This is a genomic window from Rhabdaerophilum calidifontis (genome assembly GCF_008641065.1).
Taxonomy (GTDB): domain Bacteria; phylum Pseudomonadota; class Alphaproteobacteria; order Rhizobiales; family Beijerinckiaceae; genus Rhabdaerophilum; species Rhabdaerophilum calidifontis.
The window spans coordinates 376,595-400,136 of record NZ_VTRS01000001.1; the positions used below are offsets into that span (position 1 = coordinate 376,595).

Sequence of the window (23,542 nt, forward strand, 5' to 3'; positions counted from 1 at the left end):
GCTTTCTTTCAGGGCGTCCAGCGGCCGGCGGCACCGCCGCCGCTCGGCACCAGGATCGGTTCCAGCAAGCCCCGGATTCGTTGCGCCTTGCCGGCAAGCGCCGGGCGATAGACCTGCTTCGTCGCCTCGATGACGTAAATCCCGGAGAATGGCAGGGCCAGGGCGGCGCCGACCCGCTCCCAGGCCAGCGCGCTGCGCAGGAAGAACTGGCGCTGCACCGGCGGCACATAGAGCGCCTCGCCCCAATGGGTGGGCGTGAACAGCGCCTGTTTCAGCAGGGTGGTGAGCTGGCGGCGCGAGAACGGCTGACCATGGCCGAAGGGCGTGGAATCGCGCCTGGCCCAGGGGCCGCGGCGGTTCGGCACCACGATCATGATCTGGCCGCCCGGCGCCAGAACGCGCCAGAGTTCGGCCATGAGCTGCGCCGGATCCTCCGAGGTTTCGAGGGCATGGATGACGAGGATGCGGTCGACCACCGAATCGCGCAGCGGCATGTCGGTCGCCTCGACCAGGCTCGCGGCGGAAAGCTGGCGCGACGGCCAGGCGATGACGCCCTGCCGCGCCGGCATGAAGGCGAGGCTGCGCTCCGTGCCCTCGCGCAGGATGTCGAGATAGGGGCCGGGATAGCCGAGTCCGAGCAGGGCGAGCCCGGAGAGCGAATCCCAGCGCGCACGAATGCCGCGCAGGATCATCCGCCGGGCCACCTCGCCGAGCGGGCTCGCATAGAAGGATTTGAGATCGACGATGTCGAGATGCATGCGCTAGAACCTGACAGGAAACGCCGCCCGCGTGAAGCCGGGGATCTGCGAGAAAGGGAAAGAGCGTCATGGAGATCGAACTCTTCCTCTGCCGCAGCGACAATTACGGCATCCTGATCCGCGACCCCGCCACGGGGATCGTCGCGGCGATCGATGCCGGCGATCTCGCGGCAACCGAGGCGGCGCTGGCGCGGCGCGGCTGGACGCTCGACATGATCCTCGTCACCCATCGGCATTTCGACCATATCGAGGCCGTGGCGCCGCTTGTCGCGCGCTACGGAGTCAAGGTCGTGGCGCCGAAGGGCGCGCGGGCGGAGCTGCCGGGCGCCGATCGTTTCGTCGGCGAAGGCGATCGGGTCGAGATCGGCAGGCTCGTCGCCGAGGTCTGGGACGCGCCGGGGCATTGCGCCGATCACGTCGCCTATTATCTCCGCTCCGAAAACGCGATCTTTGTCGGCGACGTGCTGTTCGTGATGGGCTGCGGGCGCATCCTCGATTCGACCGCCGAGGCGCTTCATGCCTCGATCCGGCGCATTGCCGCGCTGCCGGATGCCACCCGGATCTATTGCGGGCACGAATACACGATCGCCAATGCCAGATTCTGCGCGCATGTCGAGCCGGAGAACCCGGCGATCGCGGCGCGGCTGGCGGCGGTCGAGGCGCTGCGCGCGGCGGGGGTGTTCACCGTCCCGACCAGCGTCGGCGAGGAGAAGGCGACCAATGTCTTCGTCCGCGCGCGCGATCTCGCCGAGTTCGCCGCCCGGCGCGAGGCCAAGAACACCTTCTAGGAATATCTGCTTTCCATCGGGGACGTCATGCTCGAATCCTCCCTGCCGGCGCGCGATATCATCGCGCTGCTCGATCTCCACCCCCATCCCGAGGGCGGGCATTACCGCGAGACCTTCCGCGATCCGCGCGCCGGGGCGGACGGGCGGTCCTGCGGAACGGCGATCTATTACCTGCTCGAAGCCGGCGAGGTTTCGGAATGGCATCGTGTCGATGCGGCCGAGATCTGGCATTTCTATGCCGGGGCGCCGCTGGTGCTCACCATCAGCCCCAACGGCCATGACGCGGAAGCGCGCCATCTCGGCCCCGCGCTCGCGGCCGGGCAGCGGCCGCAGATCGTCGTTCCCGCCGGGCATTGGCAATGCGCGACAAGCCTCGGCGCCTGGACGCTCGTCGGCTGCACGGTGGCGCCGGGCTTCGAGTTTGCCGGCTTCGAAATGGCGCCGCCGGGCTGGCGTCCTGTGCCGCGCCGGCCGGGAGGCTGACGCCGCTGCGTGAGCGGCCCCTTGGCGCCGCCCCGCCTGATCAGCGCGGGCGGGCGATGACGGCCCCGCCGACGATGAGTGCGCAGGCGAGCGCCAGCGGCCAGCCCGCCGCCGCCCGGCCGGCCGCGACCAGCGCCAGCGTCGAGATCACCGGCGCGGCGTAGGAGGCGGTGCCGAGGAAGCGGATATCGCCGCGCTTCATGCCGAGATCCCACAGGAAGAACGCCGCGCCGACCGGACCGAGCCCGAGCAGCAGGATCGCGCCCCAGACCCGTCCCTCCGCCGGCCAATGCGCCGGTTCGAGCGCGAGATGCGCCAGCGCCGCAAGCAGGGCCGTGGCGAGGCAGAAGCCGGCCACCGCCTCGGTCGGCACCGCCGACATCCGCCGCGAAAGCACCGAATAGCCCGACCAGATGAAGGCACAGGCAAGCGCGAGCCCGTAGCCGAGCAGCGGAACCGCATCGCCGGCGCCGAACCCGCCCTTGGCCAGTGCCAGAAGCGCCACGCCCGAAAAGCCGAGCAGCGCGCCGAATACCGGCCGCGCGCCCAGCCGCTCGCCGGGCAGAAGGCCCGAGAACAGCACGATGAGCAGCGGCCAGAGATAGGCGATCAGGCTCGCCTCCGCCGCCGGTGCAGCCTTGAGCGCCGCAAAATAGACGGCATGGTAGCCGAAGAGCCCGCCGAGCCCCAGCGCCCAGGCGGCGGGAGGCTGGCGCAGCCGGTGCAATCCGCCCCGCAGGGCGACAAGGGCAAGCCCCAGCCCGCCGCCGATCGCGAAGGTCAGCGCTGTCAGCAGGAAGGGCGGCACGCCGGCCGTGAGATCGGTCAGCAGTGCGAGGAGCCCCCAGAGCAGGATGGCTCCGAGGCCGGCAAGGGTGGGCAAAGAGACATGTTCGGGCAGGGAAAGGCGCGGCATGCCCGCGGGATAGTCGCGGCGGCGACAAAAGGAAAGGGGCCGGTCGCCCGGCCCCGCTGCCGCCCCGCCGGGGCTCACACCATGTATTGCCCGCCATTGGCGGAGAGCGTCGAACCGGTGATGAAACCGGCCTCGTCCGCCGCGAGGAACACGACCGCACGGGCGATTTCCTCCGGCTCGCCGAGCCGGCCGACCGGGATATGCGGCAGGATCGATTTCTCCAGCACGTCCTGCGGCACCGCCTTCACCATCTCGGTCGCGATATAGCCGGGGCAGATGGCGTTGACGGTGATGCCGACCCGCGCGCCCTCCTGCGCCAGCGCCTTGACGAACCCGACATCGCCGGCCTTGGCGGCGGAATAATTCGCCTGGCCCATCTGGCCCTTCTGGCCGTTGATGGAGGAGATGCAGATGACGCGGCCGAATTTCCGCGCCCGCATGCCCTCCCAGACCGGGCGCGTCATGTTGAACAGCGAATTGAGATTGGTGTTGATGACCGCGTTCCACTGGTCCTTCGTCATGCGGTGGAACATGCTGTCGCGGGTGATGCCGGCATTGTTGACGAGCACCTCGACAGGGCCGAGATCGGCTTCGACCCTGGCGATCCCCGCCGCGCAGGCGTCGAAATCCGAGACATCCCATTTATAGGTCGGGATGCCGGTCTCCTTCGTGAAGGCGGCGGCCGCCTCGTCGTTGCCGGCGTAATTCGCGGCCACCCTGTAGCCGGCCGCCTGCAACGCTTTCGAGATCGCCGCGCCGATGCCGCGCGAGCCGCCAGTCACCAATGCCACTCGGGTCATTCCGTCTCCTCCTCCGGATTCATGCGGCGTTTCGCCGACTTATTTTATGGGGCGCCGGGGCTCGGGCCCCGGTGCCTGTCTCGCGGGATCGCGCGCCCGGATACCGGGTTTCAGCGCTCCACGCACATGGCGACGCCCATGCCGCCGCCGATGCAGAGGGTTGCGAGGCCCTTTTTCGCGCCGCGCCGCTGCATCTCGAACAGCAGCGTGTTGAGGATGCGCGCGCCCGAGGCACCGATCGGATGGCCGATCGCGATCGCGCCGCCATTGACATTGACGATCGCCGGATCCCACCCGAGATCCTTGTTGACCGCCAGCGCCTGCGCCGCAAATGCTTCGTTGGCTTCCACGAGATCGAGATCGCCGATCTTCCAGCCGGCCTTTTCGAGCGCCTTGCGCGAGGCGGGGATCGGCCCGGTGCCCATGATGGCGGGGTCGACGCCGCAGGTGGCCCAGGAGACGATGCGGGCGAGCGGCGTGAGGCCGCGCCGCCCGGCTTCCGCCTCGCTCATCAGCACGACGGCGGCGGCGCCGTCATTGATGCCGGAGGCATTGCCGGCGGTGACCGTTCCGTCCTTCGTGAAGGCGGGGCGAAGCTTGGCCATCGCCTCGACCGTGGAGCCGTGGCGGGGATATTCGTCCGCTTCGACGACGACATCGCCCTTGCGGGTCTTCACCGTCACCGGGACGATCTCGTCCTTGAATTTCCCGGCCTTCTGGGCAGCCTCGGCCTTGTTCTGCGAGGCGACCGCGAAGATGTCCTGCTCCTCGCGCGTCAGCTGCCATTTCGCGGCGACGTTCTCGGCGGTCTGGCCCATATGGTAGCCGTGGAACGCATCCCACAGCCCGTCCTTGATCATGGTGTCGAGCATTTTCATCTCGCCCATCTTCACGCCGGAGCGGAGATAGGCGGCGTGCGGGGCAAGCGTCATCGATTCCTGACCGCCGGCGACGATGATCCGCGCGTCGTCGCTCTTGATCTGCTGCATGCCGATCGCCACGGCGCGCAGGCCGGAGCCGCAGAGCTGGTTGAGGCCCCAGGCGGTCCTTTCCTGGGGGATGCCGGCGGCCATCGCCGCCTGGCGGGCCGGGTTCTGGCCCTGCCCGGCGGCGAGCACCTGCCCCATGATCACCTCGTCCACCTCGGCGCCCTCAACCTTGGCGCGGCCGAGCGCGCCCCGGATCGCCGCGGCGCCGAGATCATGCGCCGGAACCTCGGCAAAGGCACCGCCGAAGGCGCCAACCGCCGTCCGCGCCGCACTCGCGATCACAATCGAATTGGTGGACATCTCGCTCTCCTTGCCCGGGCCTCGGGGGGCCTTCTCGTCCGGCGCCCGCATTCTCCAAGCCAACTATGACACTTGCGAAGGAACTATCGTCAAGCCAGAAACGGCGCTAAGAATGGTTCGGCGGAATGCGCCGGGTGCATGTCCCGACGCGAAGCCGGCGAACAGCGCATGCCGGGCCGGAACATGCCGGACAGGGAGCAGGAATGGCGGAGCACAACGCGAAGGACCCGACCATCATCAAGAAATACGCCAACCGGCGCCTCTATCACACGGGAACGAGTTCCTACGTGACGCTCGAGGATCTCGCGCTGATGGTCCGCCAGGGGGAGAATTTCGTGGTCACCGATGCCAAGACCGGCGAGGACATCACGCGGTCGGTCCTGACGCAGATCATCTTCGAGCAGGAGAACAAGGGTCAGTTCCTGCTGCCGATCACCTTCCTCCGCCAGCTGATCCAGTTCTACGGCGACAACATGCAGGCCCTGGTGCCGCGCTATCTCGAACTCTCGATCGAGCGCTTCATGGCCGAGCAGCAGAAGCTGCGCGAGCAGATGACGAAGAGCTTCGGCACCAATGCCTTCACGAGCGGCGTGTTCGGCCCCGGCGCGATGGCAGCGCTGGAGGAGCAGGCCCGCAACAACATGGCGCTGTTCCAGGAGGCGATGCGCGCCTTCTCGCCGTTCCCTTCCGCAGGCACCGCCCCGGAGGAAACCGAGACCAAGCCGGGCGGCCGCAAGCCGCGCTGAAGGTCGGGCTCAGGCGCGGCGCCGCAGGGCAGGGTTCTGCGGGGCCGCATCGGCGCGCGACGGCAGGCAATCCTGCGCCGGGCCGAGGAAGTCGCCCTGGATATACTCCACCCGCCATGCGGTCAGCAGCGCCAGCGTCTCCTCGTCCTGCACCCATTCCGCGACCGTCGCGATGCCGAGATGGCGCGCGAGCTGGAGCAGGGTCTGGACGAAGAAGCGGTCATCCGCGGAGCGCGCGAGATTCTTGATGAAGCTGCCGTCGATCTTGAGGATGTCGATCGGCAGCAGCCGCATGTTGCGGAACGAGGTGTGACCGGCGCCGAAATCGTCGATCGCGACGCGGGCGCCGAGTTCCTTGATGCCCTCGATCAGCCGCCGGGCGGCCTGGATGTCCTCGATCAACGCGGTTTCGGTGATCTCGACGATCAGCCGCCGGGCGATATCGGGATCGGGCGCGAGCTGCGCGCGGAACGCGGCCATCCAGTCCGGATGCAGGGCGGTGTTGACGCCGACATTGACGCTGAGCGTCACGTCCGGTCGGGCGCGCAGGGCCTCGATCGCGAGTTCGGTGACGCGATGGTCCACGAGATGCAGGAAGCCGAGCCGCTCGGCGACAGGCACGATCCGCGCGGCGCCGAGGCGCTCGCCGTCGGGCGTCTCCATCCGGACGAGCGATTCATACATCGCGGTCTCGCCGCTCGCCGAGGCGATGATCGGCTGGAAGGCGAGGCGGATGCGGCGATCGTTCAGCGCCGAGAGCACGGTGTCGGTTGATTCGCGGTTCGCGGAGCGGCGGCGGCGGATTTCCGGATCGGCGGAGAAGGCGGCGAAGGCCGAATCCGCGCGCTCATGTGCGTCGGTCAGGGCCTCCTCGCAGGCATGTAGCGCCTCCATCGTCGTGCGCGCCTCGTCGGGCACGGAAACGCCGCCGATCCGGATCGCCGCGGGGATCGGTCCGGCGCTGGTATCGATGGGGGCGGAGCGCACCCCGCTTGCGAGCCGCGCCGCGATGAATTCCATGTGCTCCGGGCCGCTCGGCGCGAGGACCAGCCCGATCTTGTTGCTGGCATAGCGGCCGAGAATGTCGCGGCGGCGGATCATGCCGCGCAGGCGCCGGGCGATGGCGGCGATCACCTCGTCGCCGATCTGGTAGCCATAGGTCCGGTTCATCTGCTGGAGATCGTCGATCGCCACCATCATCACCACCAGCCCGCGCGAATCCCGCGCATTGGCCTCGATGGCATGGGCGAGCGCATTGCAGAAATCGGCGCGGGTCAGCGCGCCGGTCGCGGGGTCGAAATGGCGCTTCGCGGCCAGCGCGAGTTCCTGCGCGGTCGGTGCCAGGACGCGGCGGCAGGTGCCGTGGACGAGCCGCGGCCGGCCTGCCTCGTTCGCGAACCAGCGACCGCAATCCTCGATCCAGAACCGGAGTCCCGGTGCCGGATTGACAAGATAGCGGGTCGAGAACGGTACGCCGGTGCCGGGGTCCTTGCGGTTGCTCTCGAAGATTTCGGCATGGCGCGAGGTGGGGCTCGCCTGGTCGATCAATGTCGCGAAACTCGTGCCGGCGGCGAGCAGGACCGGTTCGCTGACGCCGAAGAGCGGCGCCGCATCGGCGTTCCAGACCATCTGGTCGGTTTCGATGTTCCAGGAATAGACCGCCTCGCCCGGATCCTCGCCGCTTGCGAGCGCGAGTTGCACACCGGAAGGTGCCGTATCCGGCTCAGGCCGTGGCGCGATGCTCCCGTATCCTGCGGCGAGCCCGAGATCCTGAATCATCTTGGTCCGTTCCGGTCCATTCCGAACAGGCCGATCCCGAACCCGAGCGCGCGGGTAAAGCCGGCCGATCGCTGTTATGATCGGCGAAGCCTAAATGAAGGCTTACGGCGGCGGCTGGGGGCTGGCACGAGGCTTGCCGGTTCAGGGGCATGAGCAGCACAACCATTCCCGTCCCGTATCATTCCGGCGCAGCGGCGCCGTCCGGCCGTGCCATGCCGCAACGGTCCGGCCCCTTCCTGGTTCAGATCATGATCGAGCAGGGGGTCGGCCGCTCCGCCAGCCTCGGCCGCGCCGATCGCGCGGACCAGCGCGAGCATGCCTATGGCGAAGCGCTCGCCAACCGGCCTTCGGCGCAGCGGCCCTGTGCCCCGCAATTGCAGGCCATGGCCTGAAGAACTGCGCTTCCAAAGGAGGGCCAGCGCCCTCCGCGCAGAAAAAAGCCCGGCCAGGGCCGGGTTCTATCCGCCGCGTCAGGCGGGTGCGGCGTCAGCCGGCATCCTTCGGCGTGAGGACCTGACGGCCGCGATACATGCCGGATTTCAGATCGATATGGTGCGGACGGCGAAGCTCGCCCGTGTTCTTGTCCTCGACATAGGTCGGGGCGGCAATCGCATCGGCGGAGCGGCGATGCCCCTGCTTCATGCGCGAGACCTTCTTTTTCGGAACGGCCATGGTCGAACTCCTCGGATTGGTCCGGGGCAGGCCGGACCGGCAGCCAGATCGATATCTGGGGTGAAAGCGAAGCGCGCTCTATAATCGCAAGCGACGCGAAACGCCAGCGCAAAGTCGCAAGAAGCGTCGGGGCGCGCGTCGCGCTTGGCGCGGCGCTCAAACAATCCTAATGCCGGGGCGGAACGAGAGCCAGGGCGGAGCGGGCGATGCGGGCGGATGATGCGGAGCAGGCGGGGTTCGAGGCGCGGCTCGGCGCGGCGCAGGAGACGGTGCGCGCGGCGCTCGAGGCCTTGCTTGCCGAAGGGCGCCGGCCACCCCGGCTCGTCGCGGCGATGCGCCATGCCGTGCTCAACGGCGGCAAGCGCATGCGGCCGTTCCTGGTGCTCGAATCCGCCCGGCTGTTCGGCGTCACCGGCGCGGCGCCGGTCGCGGTCGCGGCGGCGCTCGAACTCGTCCATTGCTATTCGCTTGTCCATGACGACCTGCCGGCCATGGATGACGACGATCTCCGGCGCGGGCAGCCGACGGTGCACCGGGCCTTCGACGAAGCAACGGCGATCCTGGCGGGCGACGCTTTGCTGACGCTCGGCTTCGCCGCGCTTGCCGCCGCGCCGGTTAGTCCTGGCCGGCGCGCCCGCCTCGTTGCGGCGCTGGCGCGGGGGGCGGGCATGGACGGCATGGTGGGGGGGCAGATGCTCGACCTCGCCGCCGAGGGACGGTTCGAACCGCCCCGCCGACGCCGCACCGGGGCGGCGGCGATCCGGCGCATCCAGGCGCTCAAGACCGGGGCGCTGATCGCCTTCGCGGTCGAGGCCGGCGCGATCCTCGCGCCGCGTGCGGGGGGCGTGGAGCGGCGCGCGCTGCGGATCTACGGCCAGGCGCTGGGCCTCGCCTTCCAGATTCGCGACGATCTCCTCGATGTCGAGGGCGATGCGGCTTCCGTCGGCAAGGCGCTTGCGAAGGATGCGGCGGTGGGGAAGGCGACCTTCGTCGGCCTGCTCGGCATCGAGGGGGCGCGCGCCGAACTCGACCGGGTGACGGAACGGGGACGCGCGGCGCTCGCCGCGGCCTTCGGCGATCGCGCGGCGACGCTCGTCGCGCTGCTCGAGTTCAACCGCGCCCGCGACCGCTGAACCCGGCGTGGGATTGCCAGGCTCGCGGAGATTACCAAGCTTTCACATGCGCCGGCATTGCCGCTTTGCTAAAGAAAGCGGCATGCGCAAGGCATTCCTTATTCTCGCGGTTCTTGTCGCCGGGCTCGGCGCCTGGGCCTTCGCGTCCCGCAAGGCCGAGGAGCGGGCCGATGCCGGCCAGCGCTTCCGCGTCGAGAAGATTGAGCGCGGATCGATCATCGCCGCCGTCTCGGCGACCGGGACCGTGACGCCGACGACGACCGTGATCGTCGGCTCCCAGCTTTCCGGGCAGGTGGTCGAGATCCTTGCCGATTACAACAGCCAGGTGAAGGCCGGCCAGGTGCTGGCGCGGCTCAACCGCGACACGCTGACGGCGCGGCTCGACGGCGCCCGCGCCGATCTCGCCCAGGCCCGCGCGGCGCGCCAGCTCACCGATGCGCAGGCCGAGAAGAACCGCGCCGATCTCCGCCGCGCCGAAGCGACCCTCGCCGACATGCAGGCGCAGCGCCAGCGCGCGCAGACGATGTTCGACGATGCCGAAACGACGTTCGAGCGCCAGCAGGCGCTGAAGGCGCGCGGCATCGCCAGCGATGTCGCGCTGCAATCCGCCACGACCCAGCGCGACAGCCAGGCGGCGGCGATCCGCTCGGCGGAGGCGCAGATCGCCTCCTCGCGCGCGCAGATCGCGGCGCTCGACGCCGATCTCAAGGTGATCGAGGCGCAGAAGCGCGCCGGTGACGCGCAGGTGCTGAAGGCCGAGGCGCAGGTGCGGCAGATCGAGGTCGATCTCGCCAATTCCGAGATCCGCTCGCCGGTCGACGGCGTGGTCATCCAGCGCAATGTCGAACTGGGACAGACGGTCGCGGCCTCGCTGCAATCGCCGACGCTGTTCCTCGTCGCGCAGGATCTCAAGCTGATCGAGATCTATGTCAATCTCGACGAGGCCGATGTCGGGCGCGTTCAGCCCGGGCAGGAGGTGGAATTCTCCGTCAACGCCTATCCCGCCCGCACCTTTCGCGGCCGCGTGAAGCAGATCCGCCTCGGATCGCAGAACGTGCAGAATGTCGTCATCTACACGACGGTGGTCGAGGTCGCGAACGAGGACATGGCGCTGCTGCCGGGCATGACGGCCAATCTGCGCATCTTCACCGATCGCAAGGCCGATGTGCTGCGCATCCCCAATGCCGCGCTACGCTGGCAGCCGGCGGGAACCCCGCGCGCGGCCGGGAGCGGCGCGGGCAATGCCGGCCCCCCTGCGCCGGGCGAGGATGGTGCCGGCCCCTTCGCGGGTCCCGCGGGGGATGCGGCGGCTGCGGGCGGCTCCGGGCCGCGCCCGGTCGCGGCGATCGTCGAGGGACTGACGCGCGATCTCAAGCTTGCGCCGGAGCAGGTGCGGGAGGTCGAGGCGCTCGCGACCCGGATGCGCGCGGAGATCGCCGCCGCCGGAAGCGACCCCAATGCGCGCCGCGAGATGGCGCGGCAGGCGCGCCAGCGCTTCACTCGCGCGGTTGAAGAGCTTCTCACGCCCGAGCAGCGCGGCGCCTACCGCGCCCTCGCCGAGGCGCGCCGGCAGCGGGCGAGCGGTGCCATGGCGCGCAGCGCCGGCGGGGTTCCCGGCCGCGTCTTCGTACCGGACGAGAAGGGCAATCCGCGTGCCGTCAATGTCCGGCTCGGCGCCAATGACGGCAGCTTCACCGAAATGCTCTCCGGCGATCTGCGCGCCGGCGACAGCGTGATCACCGGGCTCGGTGCGGCGGGCAAGCTGGCGCGCCCGTCATCGAGCTTCCGATTCGGGCTATGATGGCGGAGACCGCCGCACCCCTCGTCGATGTCCGGGACCTCGCCCGCGAGTTCCGGATGGGCAGCGAGCGCGTGGTGGCGCTCGGCGGGGTGACGACCTCCATCGCGGCCGGCGAATTCGTCGCGGTGATGGGGCCGTCGGGCTCGGGCAAATCGACCTTCATGAACCTGATTGGCTGCCTCGACCAGCCGAGCGGCGGCTCCTACCGGCTCAAGGGCCGCGAGGTGTCGCGGCTTTCCACCGCCGAACTCGCCGCGACGCGCAACCGCGAGATCGGCTTCGTGTTCCAGCAGTTCAACCTGCTCCAGAGGGTCGATGCACTCGGCAATGTCGAATTGCCGATGCTCTATGCCGGCGTTCCGGCGCGGCTGCGCGCCGAGCGGGCCCGGGCGGCGCTGGCGCGGGTCGGCCTCGCGGACCGGATGGGACATCTGCCGCTCCAGCTTTCCGGCGGGCAGCAGCAGCGCGTGGCGATCGCGCGCGCGCTCGTCAACGGGCCCGCCGTGCTGCTCGCCGACGAGCCGACCGGCGCGCTGGACAGCCGCACCTCGCTCGACATCATGGCGCTGTTCCAGAACCTCAACCGCGAGGGCATGACGGTGATCATCGTCACCCATGAGGCCGATGTCGCCGCATTCGCCGCCCGCGTGATCCGCTTCCGCGACGGCCGGATCGTCGCCGATCAGCGCCAGACCCCGAAGGATGCCGCCGCCGCGCTCGCATCCTGGGCCGAGGCAGCGTGAGGGCGCGCCGATGAGCCTTGCCGACGCGCTTCTCACCGCGCTTGCCGCCATTCGCGCCCATGCCCTGCGCTCGGTCCTGACCATGCTCGGCATCGTCATCGGCGTCGCGGCGGTGATCGCGATGGTCGCGGTCGGCAACGGCGCGCGCGAGCGGATCAACGCGCAGATCCAGGCGCTCGGCGCCAATCTCATCATCATCATCCCCGGCAATGTCACCCTGACCGGTGCGCGGCTCGGCACCGGCAATGCCGCGACCCTGACCGACCAGGACGCCGCCGCGCTCCAGGGCGAGATCGCGGCGGTGGAAGCGGCGGCGCCGCTCGTGCGCGGCGGGGTGCAGCTCGTTTCGGGCGGGGCCAACTGGTCGACGACGGCGATCGGCGTCGATCTCGCCTTCTTCACCGCCCGCGACTGGGCGGTGGAGGAGGGGCGCGGCTTCACGGAGGAGGAGGCGCGCCGGGGCGGGCAGGTCGCGATCGTCGGCCAGACGGTGGCGCGCGAATTGTTCCAGGGTGGCAGCGCCATCGGCGCCGAGATCCGCGTCAAGAACGTGCCGTTCACGGTGATCGGCGTCATGGCCCGCAAGGGCCAGAGCATGGGCGGGCTCGACCAGGACGATGTCATCCTCCTGCCGCTGCAATCGGCACGGCAGCGGGTCGTCGGCACCGGGCGGGCGAAGACGCGCTCGGTCAACCAGATCATGGTCAAGGTGCGCGAGGGTGAGGACATCGCCGCCGCCGAGGACGAGATGCGCCGGCTGCTCCGCCAGCGGCACCGGATCCTCGACGGGCGCGACGACGATTTCTCGATCCGCAACCTCGCCGAGATCCAGCAGACGCGCGAGGAAAGCGCGCGGACATTGGCGATGCTGCTGCTCTCCGTCGCGGGGGTGAGCCTCGTCGTCGGCGGCATCGGGATCATGAACATCATGCTGGTCTCGGTGACGGAGCGCACCAGGGAGATCGGCCTGCGCATGGCGGTCGGCGCCCGCCCGCGCGACGTGATGGGGCAGTTCCTGATCGAGGCGACGGTGATCGCGCTGATCGGCGGGCTGATCGGCGTGGCGATCGGAATCGGGATCGCCGTCGTCTCGGCGCATTCGGCCGGCTGGCCGCTGCTGATCGACCCCGCGGTGGTGGCGGCGGCGGTGCTGTTCTCGGGGCTCGTCGGCATCGTCTCCGGTTTCTACCCGGCCTTCCGCGCCGCGCGGCTCGATCCGGTCGAGGCCTTGCGCGCGGCGTGAGCCTCCGGCATCAGGGGCGGGACAGGATCTTTGAGGTCATCCATGCCCCGCCCGCTCGACGGCCCCCGACTGCCTGCGAAATCCGGCACCGCACGCAAGCTCGTCGTGTTCCTGCACGGCTATGGCGCGGACGGCAACGATCTGATCGATCTCGGCCGGAGTTGGGCGGGGCTGCTGCCGGACGCCGCCTTCGCCTCGCCGCACGCGCCGGAGCCCTGCGGCATGGGGCCGATGGGCCGGCAATGGTGGGCGCTGACCTTCCGCGATCCGTCCGAGCGCTGGCGCGGCTGCGTGCAGGCGGCGCCGGATCTCGATGCCTTTCTTGATCAGGAACTCGCCCGGCATGCGCTGCCGCCGGAGCGGCTGGCGCTGGTCGGGTTCTCGCAGGGCGCGATGATGGCGCTGCATGTCGGACTCCGCCGCAAACCGGCGCCGGCGGCGATCATCGGCTATTCGGGCCATCTTGTCGGGCCGGAGCATCTCGCGGCCGAGGCCACGGGGCGGCCGCCGGTGCTGCTCGTGCATGGCGACCGCGACGAGGTCATCCCGGTGGACGCGCTGTTCGAGGCGATGGACGGCCTCGGCCAGGCGGAAATCCCCTGCCAATGGCATCTCTCGGCCGGGCTCGGCCACGGCATCGACCAGGAGGGCCTGCGCCATGGCGGGCTGTTCCTGGCGCAGAGTTTCGGGATCAGGCCGCCGGCGCGCTGATCAGGAGGCGGCCTTGCCGCCGGCCGGCAGGCCGGTGCGCGCCCGCGCCAGCTCGGAACGGCCGGCGGCGCGGAGCAGGATCTGATCGGTGCCGATCGACAGGAGATGGAAGCCGCGTGCCGCGAGTTCGGCGGCGCGGGCGCCGTCCATGCAGAAGGCGCAGGCGAGCTTGCCGGCGGCGCGGCTGGCAGCAACGACGCGCGTGAGCGCCGCATCGACCTCCGCATGCACGGGATCGACGAGCGCGCCGCGCGTGAGCGTGATCGAGAGATCCGACGGTCCCACGAACACGCCGTCGATGCCCTCGACGGCGAGGATGGCGTCAAGGGCATCGAGCGCTTCGCGCGTCTCGATCATCGCGATCGCGAGCGTGGCGGCATTGGCGCCGCGCAGGTGATCGAGCGGCAATTGCCCGGACATCGGCAGCGCACGCACCGGCCCCCAGGAGCGGCGGCCGAGGGGCGGATATTTCACGAATTCGGCCAGCAGGCGGGCATCCTCCACCGAATTGACCATCGGTGCGATGATGCCCGCCGCCCCCCAATCGAGATAGCGGGCCGCCTCGGCAAAGGCCCCGACACCGATGCGCACCAGTGCGGCCTTGCCATTGGCCTCCGCGGCGAGGATGCCGGCCGAGATCGCCGCCTGATCGAGATGGCCGTGCTGCCAATCCAGCACGGCGCAATCGAACCCCTCGCGCAGGAGACCATCGACGATGGCGGGATCCTTCGTGCCGCACCAGGCTGCGAAGGCGGTGGGGCCGGCGCGCAGGCGCGCGGCAAGGGCGAGGAGCGGCACGTGAGCCATGGCAAATTCCGAATCGAAGGCGCCGCGGGAACGACGGCGCCCGATCCTGCGTGCTTCGCGCGCCGAATGCCAGAGCCGATGATCGCGCTCAGGCGCCGGCCTTGATCTCCGCGATCGCCTTGGCCATCAGTTCTTCCATCGTCCGGCGGATGACATGGTCGGAGATCCCGGCCGATGCGGCCGCGAGATCGGCGTGGACCTTGCGGAACACGTCCTCGTCGCCCGCTTCCTCGAAATCCGCCTTCACGACCTCCTTGGCATAGGCCTCCGCGGCCTCGCCGGTCTTGCCGAGCTTTTCGGCGACCCAGAGGCCGAGCAGCTTGTTGCGCCGCGCGGTGGCCTTGAACTGCAATTCCGCGTCATGCGCGAATTTCTTCTCGGCGGCATCCTTGCGATTGTCGAATGTCGTCATGGCCGAGACCTCTCCCAGGGGCCCTCACGGGCCGTTCAACCTCTTGCCGCCCTGCGCCGCGCAGGCGACAGGGAGGGAATAGGGTTCACCAATCTGGAAATCAATGGTGTGGATGCATAGATGGAGCGGGACGGCAACATTGTGTCCGCCGGCCGGATCAGCTAGGTTCCGGCGTGATCGGGGGACATCCTGGCCATGAACCGCGCCCATCGGGGGCATGATCGCCCCACCCCCGCGAAGCCGCCCGAGCCGGCGCTCACGCGATCAAGGAGCTTCGGCCCTCCATGGATTTCCTGAAACCACGGTACACACCGATGAATCGTCGCCGCCGCATCTACGAGGGCAAGGCCAAGGTCCTGTTCGAGGGGCCCGAGCCGGGCACGCTCATCCAGCATTTCAAGGATGACGCCACCGCGTTCAACGCCAAGAAGCACGAGGTGATCGACGGCAAGGGGGTGCTCAACAACCGCATCTCGGAATATATCTTCAACCAGCTCAACGCGATCGGCGTGCCGACCCATTTCATCAAGCGGCTCAACATGCGCGAGCAGCTGATCCGCGAGGTGGAGATCATCCCGCTCGAGATCGTGGTGCGCAATGTCGCCGCCGGCTCGCTCTCGGCGCGGCTCGGAATCGACGAGGGCACGCCGCTGCCGCGCTCGATCATCGAATTCTACTACAAGAACGACACGCTCAACGATCCGATGGTTTCCGAGGAACACATCACCGCCTTCGGCTGGGCGACGCCGCAGGAAATCGACGACATCATGTCGCTCGCGATCCGCGTCAACGATTTCCTCTCCGGCCTGTTCCTCGGCGTCGGCATCCGGCTCGTCGATTTCAAGATGGAATGCGGCCGTCTCTACGAGGGCGACATGGTGCGCATCGTGGTGGCGGACGAGATCTCCCCGGATTCCTGCCGGCTCTGGGACATGAAATCCTCGGACAAGATGGACAAGGACCGGTTCCGCCGCGACATGGGCGGGCTGATCGAGGCCTATTCCGAGGTCGCGCGCCGGCTCGGCATCCTGACCGAGGGTGACAACCCCAAGGCTGCGGGCCCCAAGCTGGTGCAGTGACGGCGCCGTTCCGGCGGAGCGTGAGACGGTGCGGCAATCCGTTTCTCCTGCAGGGATGCGCAGGGCTGCGTCAGGCGGCGCCGCGCTCCCGGACGGAAGGATTGCGCCGCAACGGCAATGGCATTAATCCGCAGCGATCATTCCCCCCGCTCGATCACAGGCCGCCCATGAAAGCCCGCGTCACCGTCACCCTCAAGAATGGCGTCCTCGATCCGCAGGGCAAGGCGATCGAGGGGGCGTTGAAAAGCTTCGGCATCGAGGGCATCGGCAGCGTGCGGCAGGGCAAGGTGTTCGACATCGAGGTCGAGACCGCGGACCGGACCCGCGCCGAGGCGATGCTGAAGGAGGCCTGCGAGAAGCTGCTCGCGAATCTGGTGGTCGAAAATTACACGATCGAGGTTCTGGGGTGATGCGCGCCACCGTCATTACCTTTCCCGGCTCCAATCGCGACGGCGATGTCGCGCGGGCGCTGAAACAGGCGGGCGCATCGGTCGCCCATGCCTGGCACGCGGATGCCGACCTGCCCGCGGGTACCGATCTCGTCGTGTTGCCGGGCGGGTTCTCCTATGGCGATTACATGCGCACCGGCGCGATCGCCGCCCGCGCCGCCATCATGGATGCGGTGCGCGCCCATGCCGCGCGCGGCGGCTATGTGCTCGGCATCTGCAACGGGTTCCAGATTGCCTGCGAGGCGGGGCTGCTGCCGGGCGTTCTGATGCGCAATGCCGGGCTGAAATTCGTCTGCCGGATGCAGCATCTGCTCGTCCAGCGTGCGGACACGGCCTTCACGCGCGCCTATTCCCCCGGGCAGGTGATCAAGGTCTGCATCGCCCATGGCGAGGGCAATTACGTCTGCGATGCCGCGACGCTTCAGGAGCTGGAGCATTCCGGCCGCGTCGCCTTCCGCTATTGCGACAGCGCGGGCAATGTCCTCAACGCCAATCCGAACGGTTCGCTCAACGCCATCGCCGGGATCTATTCAGCCAATCTGCGCGTGCTCGGCATGATGCCGCATCCCGAGAACCTGATCGACGGGCTCGTCGGCGGGACGGACGGGCGCGGCCTGTTCGAGAGCCTCGTCCGCGCCGCCTGACCAGGCCGGCGCCGCCGCCTCACATCGTGAGGCGGATGCCGCCGATCTCGTTGGCGATCTTCCGGAACACCGCCTCCAGTTCGGTCGCCTGGTTGACCTTCATGAACTTCTCGGGTGAAGAGGCGCAGGCTTTCAGCAGGCCTTCGTTTCCGTCGATCACCAGCACGGTGTAGAGCGTGATCTTCAGCACCCTGGCGGCCTCCGCGACGCCGCGTTCGGTGATGGCGTCGCACATCGCCTTGGTGTCGGCGTTCATGCGCTGCTCGTTGGTCCAGGCGCCTTCCTGCCCCTTCCTGGTCCAGCGGTCGACGGTGTTGTTGCCGTCCGTGAGCAGGATCATGAAGCGCTCGACATTCCCCGCGCCGGAGGCTTCCGCGAAGGGTTCGGCGCGCGAGAGCAGTTCATAGCCCCATTGTGCGCCGAGCGTGATGTTGGTCCAGCCCTCGGCCCGCATCTCGTCGACCCGCTTGTGCAACCCGGCCCAATCGGCGCTGAGCGGCATGGCGCGCGCAAGGCCGTCGGCGCATTTGATCATCGGGTATTTGGTTGCATCCTTGCCGGGCGTGTAGCCGGCGATCGTGGCGTTGTAGCCAGCGTCGCGGTCTGCCACGCAGCCGTCCCAGGCGTTGCGGTTCGCGACCTTGGCGTAATTGGCGCTGTTCTTTTCGAACGTGCCGGTCGGGTTCGGCGTCAGCCATTCCGCCTCTCGGTGGGCGGTGCCGAGATTGATGCGCGTGGTGTAGGGCACCAGCGCCACACGCACCTGATCCGGCTGGATCGCGCTCGATTTCAGGATGTCGAGCAGCGCATGCGTCGCCTTTTTCAACTCGCCGATCTTGTTCGATTGCCGCATCGAGCCGGTATTGTCGAGCACCATGGCCAGCTCGATCTTGCGCGTGCCGTAGGCGGCCGTTGCGCCGACATCGATCGTCCAGCTCTCGAAGGCGGGCGCGGAGCCGTCTCCGAACAGCCGGGCGGCCAGGGCGTAGGCCGGTCCGAACAGCGTCGGCACCACGGCTTTCGCGCCGACGCTGACGCTGGTTTCGGTCTTGGTCACGGTGATGCCGCTGACGGCGATCGGGTCGCGATGCGAGAGCAGCGCCTTGAAATAGGAATCGGCCAGCGCCTTGAGGGCCGCCGCATCCCGCTTCGGCGCCTCGCGCGAGAGCATCAGCACGGTCGAATCGGCGGCGCCCTGGATTTGCGCGCGCGCCTGCCAGGTGCGCGCGTAATCGACGCCGATGCCGGAAATCGCCACCAGCGGCAGCAGCATCAGCGTGACGATTTGGGTGACGGCGCCGCGCGTATCCTCCGCGAATGTCCTGAAACGGGTCATGATGGCTCCTCCTGCCGCCTGTGCGGCAAGAGGCATGCCACGCGGCGGGACGGTCGGATGGAATTGATCGCGTGCCCCGCTGTTCCGGCTTGACGCCGAGCGGGTTCGCGCGTAGCTCTCGGCGCGGGTCATCTCCCCCCAACGGGAGACGCCCATCTGGAAGGATGGAGACACAGATGACGACCAAGCCCGCAGCGCGCCCGCGCGTGCCCAATTTCTCTTCCGGTCCGTGTGCCAAAAGGCCGGGCTGGTCCCTCAAGGCCCTGAACGATGCCGCCCTCGGCCGCTCGCACCGCGCGAAGATCGGCAAGGCAAAGCTCAAGCAGGCGATCGACCTCACCCGCGCGGTCCTCCAGGTTCCCGCCGATTACCGCATCGGCATCGTGCCCGCTTCCGACACCGGCGCGGTCGAGATGGCGATGTGGACGATGCTCGGCGCGCGCCCGGTCACGATGCTCGCCTGGGAATCGTTCGGCGAGGGCTGGGTGACGGATGCGGTCAAGCAGCTCAAGCTTCAGGATTGCGAGATCGTCGGCGCGCCTTACGGCGAATTGCCGAACCTGAAGAAGGTCGACACGAAAACCCGCGACGTGGTTTTCACGTGGAACGGCACGACCTCGGGCGTGCGCGTGCCGGATGCCGATTGGATCGCGGCCGACCGCGAGGGAATCACGATCTGCGACGCGACCTCGGCGGCCTTCGCGCAGAGGCTCGACTGGCCCAAGCTCGATGTCGTCACCTTCTCCTGGCAGAAGGTGCTCGGCGGCGAGGCCGCGCATGGCATGCTGATCCTTTCGCCCCGCGCCGTGGCGCGGCTCGAGAGCTTCAAGCCGGATCGGGCGCTGCCGAAGATCTTCCGCCTCACCTCGAACGGCAAGCTGATCGAGGGCATCTTCCAGGGCGAGACGATCAACACGCCCTCGATGCTCTGCGTCGAGGATTACATCGACGCGCTCCTCTGGGCGCAGAAGGTCGGCGGCCTCGACGGGCTGGTCAAGCGGGCGGATGCCAATACCCGCGCGCTTGCCAGCTGGGTGAAGAATACGCCGTGGATCGACTTCCTCGCCGTGAAGCCCAAGACGCGCTCCAACACCTCCGTCTGCCTGAAATTCACCGATCCGAAGGTGACGGCGCTGCCGCCGGAGAAGCAGGCGGATTTCGCCAAGGGCGTCGTCGCGACGCTGGAGGACGAGGGCGCCGGCCTCGATCTCGGCCATTACCGCGATGCGCCGCCGGGTCTCAGGATCTGGTGCGGCGCGACCGTGCAGGCGCGCGACGTCAAGGCGCTGATCCCCTGGATCGAATACGCCTTCGCGAAGGAACGCGCGAAGCTCGGCTGAGGCCGCCCGCCGCCATGCCCGGGCCCGGCCCGGGCATCCATGCCTTCCCCCTGAAGCCCGCCCGACATCCCCGAGCGTGGATGGCCGGCGCCGGCCTGACGCATGAGGATAGCCCCATGACCAAGCCCCGCGTTCTGATTTCCGATGCCCTCTCCCCCGCCGCCGTGCAGATCTTCAAGGATCGCGGCATCGACGTGACGTTCGACGCCAATCTCGGCAAGGACAAGGACAAGCTCGCGGCCGTGATCGGCGAATATGACGGGCTCGCCATCCGCTCCGCGACCAAGGTCAATGCCGGCCTGCTCGCGGGTGCAACGAAGCTCAAGGTGATCGGTCGCGCCGGAATCGGCGTCGACAATGTCGATATCCCTGCCGCCACCGCGCGCGGCATCATCGTGATGAACACGCCTTTCGGCAATTCGATCACCACCGCCGAGCACGCGATCGCGCTGATGTTCGCGCTCGCGCGCCAGATCCCCGCCGCCGACCTCTCGACCCAGGCCGGCAAATGGGAGAAGAACCGGTTCATGGGCGTCGAACTCGAGGCCAAGACGCTCGGCCTGATCGGCGCCGGCAATATCGGCTCGATCGTCGCCCGCAAGGCGATCGGGGTCGGCATGAAGGTCGTCGCCTATGATCCCTATCTCTCGCCGGAGCGCGCGGTGCAGATCGGCGTCGAGAAGCTGGAACTCGACCAGCTCCTCGCCCGGGCCGATTTCATCACCCTGCATACGCCCCTGACCGAGCAGACGAAGAACCTGCTCTCGCGGGAGGCGCTCGCGAAGACGCGGAAGGGCGTGCGCATCATCAATTGCGCGCGCGGCGGGCTCGTCGACGAGGCTGCGCTCGCCGAGGCGATCAAGGCCGGGCATGTCGCCGGTGCGGCTTTCGACGTGTTCTCGGTCGAGCCGGCCGAGACCAATCCGCTTTTCGGCCTGCCGAACGTGATCTGCACGCCGCATCTCGGCGCATCGACCTCCGAGGCGCAGGAGAATGTCGCGCTCCAGGTCGCCGAGCAGATGGCGGATTACCTGTTGAACGGCGCGATCGCGAACGCGGTCAATTTCCCGTCGATCACCGCCGAGGAGGCGCCGAAGCTGAAGCCCTTCGTCGCGCTCGGCGAGAAGCTCGGCGCCTTCCTCGGCCAGCTCACCGAGGCGCCGATCAAGTCGATCCGCATCCAGTATGAGGGCGAGGTCGGGGATCTCAATGTCCGGCCGATCACGGCCGCCGCGATCACCGGCGCGCTCCGGCCCTTCCTGCCTGAGATCAACATGGTCAATGCGCCGATGACCGCGAAGGAGAAGGGAATCGCGGTCGACGAGGTGAAGCGCAGCGCCGAGGGCGACCATGAGAGCCGGATCTATATCGAGATCGAGGCCGAGGACATGGTGCGCCATGCCGCCGGTACGGTCTATCAGGACGGCAAGCCGCGCATCGTCGAGATCCGCGGCATCCAGATGGATGCCGAATTCGCGCCGCACATGCTCTATGTCCGCAATGACGACAAGCCGGGTTTCATCGGCCGGTTCGGCACGCTGCTCGGCGAGAAGGGCATCAATATCGCGACCTTCAATCTCGGCCGCGACAAGCCGGGCGGCGATGCGATCTGCTTCGTCGCGGTCGACGAGCGGATCAGCGACGCGGTGCTCGCGGAGATCCACGCCATCCCGCATGTGAAGCGCGCGCGGCGGCTGGCGTTCTGAGCCAGGACCGGCGGGGCGCTCAGGCGCTCCGCCCCCGTTCCGCGATGGCGATGCCGCCAAGCACCAGCGCCATCGAGACCGCGTGGTGCCACCCGAAGGGCTCGGCAAGGATCAGCACGGCGAGGATCGCGCCGATCACCGGCACGAGATTGGCGAAGAGCCCGGCCCGGCCGGGGCCGATCAGTTCCACCGCGCGCATGAAGAACACCTGTGCGAGGAAGCTCGGGCCGATCGCGACATAGACGAGGATCGTGAGGCCCGCCCAGCCCGGCCAGACGGCCTTGCCGAGGGCGATTTCGATGATGACGAGCGGCAGCGAGACGATCAGCGCGGCGAAGGCCATGCCCGCGAAGAAGGCGAGGCCGGAAATGGCCGGCCGCTGCTTCAGGGCCACGGTGTAGCCGGCATAGAGCGCGCAGGCCGCGACCATCAGCACGTCGCCGAGATTGAGGGCGAGATCGAGGATCCGCTCGGGATGACCGTGCGTCGCGGTCATCACCACGCCGAGCATCGTCACGGCGATGCCGACAAGCTGAAGCGCGCGGATCGGCGTCCGGTAGGCGAGGAAGGCGCCGATCAGCGTGAAGATCGGGATCGCACCTTGGAGCAGGGTCAGGTTCACGGCGCTGGTGTAATGGCCGGAAACATACATCATCGCGTTGAACACGGTGTAGCCGAGCGTGCCCATCGCGAGCGCGAAGCGCCAGCGTGCGCGCAGCACCGGCAGCGCTTCCACCACCTCGCGGCGCAGGAACAGCGCGATGATCAGCGCCACGATCAGCCATCGCCCCGCGGTCAGCACCATCGGCGAGATCTCGCCCACCGCGAGCCGCGCGGCGATGGCGTTGCCGCCCCACAGGAGCATGGTGATGCCGAGCAGCGGATAGGGGCTGGCGAAAAGGCGGGACATCAGCGGAGGACGTTGAATTCGAGGGGGAGGGTCGCTATCCGATGCGGATCAGACCTTGAACCCGGCCCGCTCCATGTCTCCTTCTCTGCGCTTCCTGATCCTTGAAGGCAATACCCGCGCGGTGCGCGAAGGCTACCGTGCCGAGACCGGCCGCACCCCCGCGCAGGCCTATGGGGAGGTGCTGGTCGCCATTGCCGGCGGGCATTTCGATATCCTCCACGCCGCCGATGCCGATGCGGCGCTCCCCGCCGGGGTTGCGCTGGCGGATTACGACGCCGCAATCATCACCGGCTCCTCGCTCCATATCTGGCAGGAGGAGCCGGAGGCGCTGCGTCAGGTCGCACTCGCGCAGGCCGTGTTCGCGAGCGGCGTGCCCTTCTTCGGCTCCTGCTGGGGGCTGCAGGTCGCGAGCGTCGCGGCCGGTGGTGTGGTCCACCGCAATCCGAACGGGCGCGAGATCGGCTTCGCGCGGCGGATCGCGCCCAATGCCGAAGGGCGGGCGCATCCCCTGCTCGCGGGGCGGCCGGACGTCTTCGATGCGCCCTGCTCGCATCTCGACGAGGTGGCGGTGCTGCCGCCGGATTCGACGCTGCTTGCCTCGAACGCGGTGTCGCGCGTGCAGGCGGCGGAGATCCGCCATGCCGGCGGCACCTTCTGGGGCGTGCAATATCATCCCGAATATTCGCTCTCGCAGCTCGCCCATCTCATCGAGCGGCGGATGGAGACGCTGATCGCGGAGGGGTTCTTCGCCGATGCGCGGCAGAAGGAAGCCTTCGTCGCCGATCTCCGCGCGATCGATGCCGATCCCGGCCTGCGCCATGCCGCCTGGCGCTACGGGCTCGGGCCGGACGTGACGGATCCGGTCCTGCGGACAACCGAATTGCGCAATTTCATCGCGGCGCAGGTCCGGCCACGGGCGATCCGGCGCGCTGCCTGAATTGGGCCGCGCCGGCGTCGCAACTTTGCCGGAAGCGCTGCCTTGGCTCATGCCGCGCCG

25 protein-coding genes are annotated in these 23,542 nt (G+C 68.6%); 15 read left to right on the top strand and 10 right to left on the bottom strand.

Going from position 1 to position 23,542, the window contains the following annotated elements:
* Nucleotides 1-8: 8 nt before the first annotated feature.
* Nucleotides 9-758, bottom strand: a complete 750-nt coding sequence (locus tag FWJ24_RS01780; RefSeq protein ID WP_150286055.1) for a methyltransferase domain-containing protein — start codon at nucleotides 756-758, stop codon at nucleotides 9-11.
* Nucleotides 759-826: 68 nt separating this feature from the next.
* On the opposite strand from FWJ24_RS01780, the gene gloB reads away from it, so the two are divergent.
* Both gloB and FWJ24_RS01790 read left to right on the top strand, forming a co-directional pair.
* Nucleotides 827-1,546, top strand: a complete 720-nt coding sequence (gene gloB, locus FWJ24_RS01785; protein WP_150286056.1) for a hydroxyacylglutathione hydrolase — start codon at nucleotides 827-829, stop codon at nucleotides 1,544-1,546.
* Between the two features lie 27 nt (nucleotides 1,547-1,573).
* Nucleotides 1,574-2,029, top strand: a complete 456-nt coding sequence (locus FWJ24_RS01790) for a cupin domain-containing protein (protein WP_150286057.1) — start codon at nucleotides 1,574-1,576, stop codon at nucleotides 2,027-2,029.
* Between the two features lie 40 nt (nucleotides 2,030-2,069).
* Here the strand turns inward: FWJ24_RS01790 and yddG are convergent, their stop codons facing one another.
* From yddG to FWJ24_RS01805, 3 genes are all read right to left on the bottom strand, one after another.
* Nucleotides 2,070-2,945: an aromatic amino acid exporter YddG gene (yddG, locus tag FWJ24_RS01795; RefSeq protein WP_150286058.1), complete on the bottom strand. Its 876-nt coding sequence runs from the start codon at nucleotides 2,943-2,945 to the stop codon at nucleotides 2,070-2,072.
* 74 nt (nucleotides 2,946-3,019) lie between these two features.
* Nucleotides 3,020-3,745 carry a beta-ketoacyl-ACP reductase gene (gene phbB, locus FWJ24_RS01800; protein WP_150286059.1) on the bottom strand — a complete coding sequence of 242 codons (726 nt, stop codon included), beginning with the start codon at nucleotides 3,743-3,745 and terminating at the stop codon, nucleotides 3,020-3,022.
* A gap of 110 nt (nucleotides 3,746-3,855) precedes the next feature.
* Nucleotides 3,856-5,034: an acetyl-CoA C-acetyltransferase gene (locus FWJ24_RS01805; RefSeq protein WP_150286060.1), complete on the bottom strand. Its 1,179-nt coding sequence runs from the start codon at nucleotides 5,032-5,034 to the stop codon at nucleotides 3,856-3,858.
* Nucleotides 5,035-5,237: 203 nt separating this feature from the next.
* Here FWJ24_RS01805 and phaR point away from each other — a divergent pair, with 203 nt between their 5' ends.
* Nucleotides 5,238-5,780 carry a polyhydroxyalkanoate synthesis repressor PhaR gene (gene phaR / locus FWJ24_RS01810; protein WP_150286061.1) on the top strand — a complete coding sequence of 181 codons (543 nt, stop codon included), beginning with the start codon at nucleotides 5,238-5,240 and terminating at the stop codon, nucleotides 5,778-5,780.
* Between the two features lie 9 nt (nucleotides 5,781-5,789).
* Here the strand turns inward: phaR and FWJ24_RS01815 are convergent, their stop codons facing one another.
* Complete coding sequence (locus tag FWJ24_RS01815; RefSeq protein ID WP_150286062.1) at nucleotides 5,790-7,559, bottom strand: sensor domain-containing phosphodiesterase; 1,770 nt, start codon at nucleotides 7,557-7,559, stop codon at nucleotides 5,790-5,792.
* 149 nt (nucleotides 7,560-7,708) lie between these two features.
* Here FWJ24_RS01815 and FWJ24_RS01820 point away from each other — a divergent pair, with 149 nt between their 5' ends.
* On the top strand, nucleotides 7,709-7,951 hold the full coding sequence (locus FWJ24_RS01820; protein WP_150286063.1) for a hypothetical protein: 243 nt from the start codon (nucleotides 7,709-7,711) through the stop codon (nucleotides 7,949-7,951).
* A 94-nt stretch (nucleotides 7,952-8,045) separates the two neighbouring features.
* Here the strand turns inward: FWJ24_RS01820 and rpmF are convergent, their stop codons facing one another.
* Nucleotides 8,046-8,231 carry a 50S ribosomal protein L32 gene (gene rpmF / locus FWJ24_RS01825; protein ID WP_150286064.1) on the bottom strand — a complete coding sequence of 62 codons (186 nt, stop codon included), beginning with the start codon at nucleotides 8,229-8,231 and terminating at the stop codon, nucleotides 8,046-8,048.
* 206 nt (nucleotides 8,232-8,437) lie between these two features.
* Between rpmF and FWJ24_RS01830 the strand changes: the two genes are divergently transcribed.
* The 5 genes from FWJ24_RS01830 to FWJ24_RS01850 all read left to right on the top strand — a co-directional run bounded on the left by FWJ24_RS01830 (nucleotide 8,438) and on the right by FWJ24_RS01850 (nucleotide 13,862).
* The gene (locus FWJ24_RS01830) at nucleotides 8,438-9,364 is read left to right on the top strand and encodes a polyprenyl synthetase family protein (protein ID WP_150286065.1); all 927 of its coding nucleotides are present in this window, start codon (nucleotides 8,438-8,440) and stop codon (nucleotides 9,362-9,364) included.
* Between the two features lie 82 nt (nucleotides 9,365-9,446).
* Nucleotides 9,447-11,165, top strand: a complete 1,719-nt coding sequence (locus FWJ24_RS01835; protein ID WP_166443550.1) for an HlyD family secretion protein — start codon at nucleotides 9,447-9,449, stop codon at nucleotides 11,163-11,165.
* Entirely contained in the window at nucleotides 11,165-11,908 is a 744-nt protein-coding gene (locus FWJ24_RS01840; RefSeq protein WP_281291930.1) for an ABC transporter ATP-binding protein, read from the top strand. The genes FWJ24_RS01835 and FWJ24_RS01840 overlap by 1 nt, the downstream gene beginning before the upstream one ends.
* Nucleotides 11,909-11,918: 10 nt before the next feature.
* Nucleotides 11,919-13,151 carry an ABC transporter permease gene (locus FWJ24_RS01845; RefSeq protein ID WP_150286067.1) on the top strand — a complete coding sequence of 411 codons (1,233 nt, stop codon included), beginning with the start codon at nucleotides 11,919-11,921 and terminating at the stop codon, nucleotides 13,149-13,151.
* Between the two features lie 42 nt (nucleotides 13,152-13,193).
* The gene (locus tag FWJ24_RS01850; protein ID WP_150286068.1) at nucleotides 13,194-13,862 is read left to right on the top strand and encodes an alpha/beta hydrolase; all 669 of its coding nucleotides are present in this window, start codon (nucleotides 13,194-13,196) and stop codon (nucleotides 13,860-13,862) included.
* Here the strand turns inward: FWJ24_RS01850 and FWJ24_RS01855 are convergent, their stop codons facing one another.
* Together FWJ24_RS01855 and FWJ24_RS01860 are read right to left on the bottom strand one after the other, a co-directional pair.
* A complete protein-coding gene (locus FWJ24_RS01855; protein WP_150286069.1) occupies nucleotides 13,863-14,669 on the bottom strand; it encodes an HpcH/HpaI aldolase family protein in 807 nt (268 codons plus the stop codon).
* 88 nt (nucleotides 14,670-14,757) lie between these two features.
* The gene (locus FWJ24_RS01860) at nucleotides 14,758-15,081 is read right to left on the bottom strand and encodes a DUF1476 domain-containing protein (RefSeq protein WP_150286070.1); all 324 of its coding nucleotides are present in this window, start codon (nucleotides 15,079-15,081) and stop codon (nucleotides 14,758-14,760) included.
* A 284-nt stretch (nucleotides 15,082-15,365) separates the two neighbouring features.
* Here FWJ24_RS01860 and purC point away from each other — a divergent pair, with 284 nt between their 5' ends.
* The 3 genes from purC (at nucleotide 15,366) to purQ (ending at nucleotide 17,253) form a co-directional block, all read left to right on the top strand.
* A complete protein-coding gene (gene purC / locus FWJ24_RS01865; RefSeq protein ID WP_150286071.1) occupies nucleotides 15,366-16,160 on the top strand; it encodes a phosphoribosylaminoimidazolesuccinocarboxamide synthase in 795 nt (264 codons plus the stop codon).
* A gap of 167 nt (nucleotides 16,161-16,327) precedes the next feature.
* On the top strand, nucleotides 16,328-16,570 hold the full coding sequence (gene purS, locus FWJ24_RS01870) for a phosphoribosylformylglycinamidine synthase subunit PurS (protein WP_150286072.1): 243 nt from the start codon (nucleotides 16,328-16,330) through the stop codon (nucleotides 16,568-16,570).
* Entirely contained in the window at nucleotides 16,570-17,253 is a 684-nt protein-coding gene (gene purQ, locus FWJ24_RS01875) for a phosphoribosylformylglycinamidine synthase subunit PurQ (RefSeq protein WP_150286073.1), read from the top strand. Before purS ends, purQ begins: the two co-directional genes overlap by 1 nt.
* Nucleotides 17,254-17,272: 19 nt before the next feature.
* Here purQ and FWJ24_RS01880 read toward each other — a convergent pair whose 3' ends face one another.
* A complete protein-coding gene (locus FWJ24_RS01880; RefSeq protein ID WP_166443552.1) occupies nucleotides 17,273-18,589 on the bottom strand; it encodes a TadE/TadG family type IV pilus assembly protein in 1,317 nt (438 codons plus the stop codon).
* Nucleotides 18,590-18,765: 176 nt separating this feature from the next.
* Here FWJ24_RS01880 and FWJ24_RS01885 point away from each other — a divergent pair, with 176 nt between their 5' ends.
* Both FWJ24_RS01885 and serA read left to right on the top strand, forming a co-directional pair.
* Nucleotides 18,766-19,929 carry a phosphoserine transaminase gene (locus FWJ24_RS01885; protein ID WP_150286075.1) on the top strand — a complete coding sequence of 388 codons (1,164 nt, stop codon included), beginning with the start codon at nucleotides 18,766-18,768 and terminating at the stop codon, nucleotides 19,927-19,929.
* Between the two features lie 116 nt (nucleotides 19,930-20,045).
* On the top strand, nucleotides 20,046-21,635 hold the full coding sequence (gene serA, locus FWJ24_RS01890; protein ID WP_150286076.1) for a phosphoglycerate dehydrogenase: 1,590 nt from the start codon (nucleotides 20,046-20,048) through the stop codon (nucleotides 21,633-21,635).
* A 19-nt stretch (nucleotides 21,636-21,654) separates the two neighbouring features.
* Here serA and FWJ24_RS01895 read toward each other — a convergent pair whose 3' ends face one another.
* The gene (locus FWJ24_RS01895; protein ID WP_150286077.1) at nucleotides 21,655-22,545 is read right to left on the bottom strand and encodes a DMT family transporter; all 891 of its coding nucleotides are present in this window, start codon (nucleotides 22,543-22,545) and stop codon (nucleotides 21,655-21,657) included.
* A 73-nt stretch (nucleotides 22,546-22,618) separates the two neighbouring features.
* On the opposite strand from FWJ24_RS01895, the gene FWJ24_RS01900 reads away from it, so the two are divergent.
* Entirely contained in the window at nucleotides 22,619-23,482 is an 864-nt protein-coding gene (locus FWJ24_RS01900; RefSeq protein ID WP_150286078.1) for a type 1 glutamine amidotransferase, read from the top strand.
* Nucleotides 23,483-23,542: the final 60 nt, after the last annotated feature.

What these genes read in the sequence shown, in the direction of transcription:
- FWJ24_RS01780 (WP_150286055.1), bottom strand. Translation starts at nt 758, where the DNA reads ATGCATCTCGACATCGTCGATCTCAAATCCTTCTATGCGAGCCCGCTC.
- gloB (WP_150286056.1), top strand. Translation starts at nt 827, where the DNA reads ATGGAGATCGAACTCTTCCTCTGCCGCAGCGACAATTACGGCATCCTG.
- FWJ24_RS01790 (WP_150286057.1), top strand. Translation starts at nt 1,574, where the DNA reads ATGCTCGAATCCTCCCTGCCGGCGCGCGATATCATCGCGCTGCTCGAT.
- yddG (WP_150286058.1), bottom strand. Translation starts at nt 2,945, where the DNA reads ATGCCGCGCCTTTCCCTGCCCGAACATGTCTCTTTGCCCACCCTTGCC.
- phbB (WP_150286059.1), bottom strand. Translation starts at nt 3,745, where the DNA reads ATGACCCGAGTGGCATTGGTGACTGGCGGCTCGCGCGGCATCGGCGCG.
- FWJ24_RS01805 (WP_150286060.1), bottom strand. Translation starts at nt 5,034, where the DNA reads ATGTCCACCAATTCGATTGTGATCGCGAGTGCGGCGCGGACGGCGGTT.
- phaR (WP_150286061.1), top strand. Translation starts at nt 5,238, where the DNA reads ATGGCGGAGCACAACGCGAAGGACCCGACCATCATCAAGAAATACGCC.
- FWJ24_RS01815 (WP_150286062.1), bottom strand. Translation starts at nt 7,559, where the DNA reads ATGATTCAGGATCTCGGGCTCGCCGCAGGATACGGGAGCATCGCGCCA.
- FWJ24_RS01820 (WP_150286063.1), top strand. Translation starts at nt 7,709, where the DNA reads ATGAGCAGCACAACCATTCCCGTCCCGTATCATTCCGGCGCAGCGGCG.
- rpmF (WP_150286064.1), bottom strand. Translation starts at nt 8,231, where the DNA reads ATGGCCGTTCCGAAAAAGAAGGTCTCGCGCATGAAGCAGGGGCATCGC.
- FWJ24_RS01830 (WP_150286065.1), top strand. Translation starts at nt 8,438, where the DNA reads ATGCGGGCGGATGATGCGGAGCAGGCGGGGTTCGAGGCGCGGCTCGGC.
- FWJ24_RS01835 (WP_166443550.1), top strand. Translation starts at nt 9,447, where the DNA reads ATGCGCAAGGCATTCCTTATTCTCGCGGTTCTTGTCGCCGGGCTCGGC.
- FWJ24_RS01840 (WP_281291930.1), top strand. Translation starts at nt 11,165, where the DNA reads ATGGCGGAGACCGCCGCACCCCTCGTCGATGTCCGGGACCTCGCCCGC.
- FWJ24_RS01845 (WP_150286067.1), top strand. Translation starts at nt 11,919, where the DNA reads ATGAGCCTTGCCGACGCGCTTCTCACCGCGCTTGCCGCCATTCGCGCC.
- FWJ24_RS01850 (WP_150286068.1), top strand. Translation starts at nt 13,194, where the DNA reads ATGCCCCGCCCGCTCGACGGCCCCCGACTGCCTGCGAAATCCGGCACC.
- FWJ24_RS01855 (WP_150286069.1), bottom strand. Translation starts at nt 14,669, where the DNA reads ATGGCTCACGTGCCGCTCCTCGCCCTTGCCGCGCGCCTGCGCGCCGGC.
- FWJ24_RS01860 (WP_150286070.1), bottom strand. Translation starts at nt 15,081, where the DNA reads ATGACGACATTCGACAATCGCAAGGATGCCGCCGAGAAGAAATTCGCG.
- purC (WP_150286071.1), top strand. Translation starts at nt 15,366, where the DNA reads ATGGATTTCCTGAAACCACGGTACACACCGATGAATCGTCGCCGCCGC.
- purS (WP_150286072.1), top strand. Translation starts at nt 16,328, where the DNA reads ATGAAAGCCCGCGTCACCGTCACCCTCAAGAATGGCGTCCTCGATCCG.
- purQ (WP_150286073.1), top strand. Translation starts at nt 16,570, where the DNA reads ATGCGCGCCACCGTCATTACCTTTCCCGGCTCCAATCGCGACGGCGAT.
- FWJ24_RS01880 (WP_166443552.1), bottom strand. Translation starts at nt 18,589, where the DNA reads ATGACCCGTTTCAGGACATTCGCGGAGGATACGCGCGGCGCCGTCACC.
- FWJ24_RS01885 (WP_150286075.1), top strand. Translation starts at nt 18,766, where the DNA reads ATGACGACCAAGCCCGCAGCGCGCCCGCGCGTGCCCAATTTCTCTTCC.
- serA (WP_150286076.1), top strand. Translation starts at nt 20,046, where the DNA reads ATGACCAAGCCCCGCGTTCTGATTTCCGATGCCCTCTCCCCCGCCGCC.
- FWJ24_RS01895 (WP_150286077.1), bottom strand. Translation starts at nt 22,545, where the DNA reads ATGTCCCGCCTTTTCGCCAGCCCCTATCCGCTGCTCGGCATCACCATG.
- FWJ24_RS01900 (WP_150286078.1), top strand. Translation starts at nt 22,619, where the DNA reads ATGTCTCCTTCTCTGCGCTTCCTGATCCTTGAAGGCAATACCCGCGCG.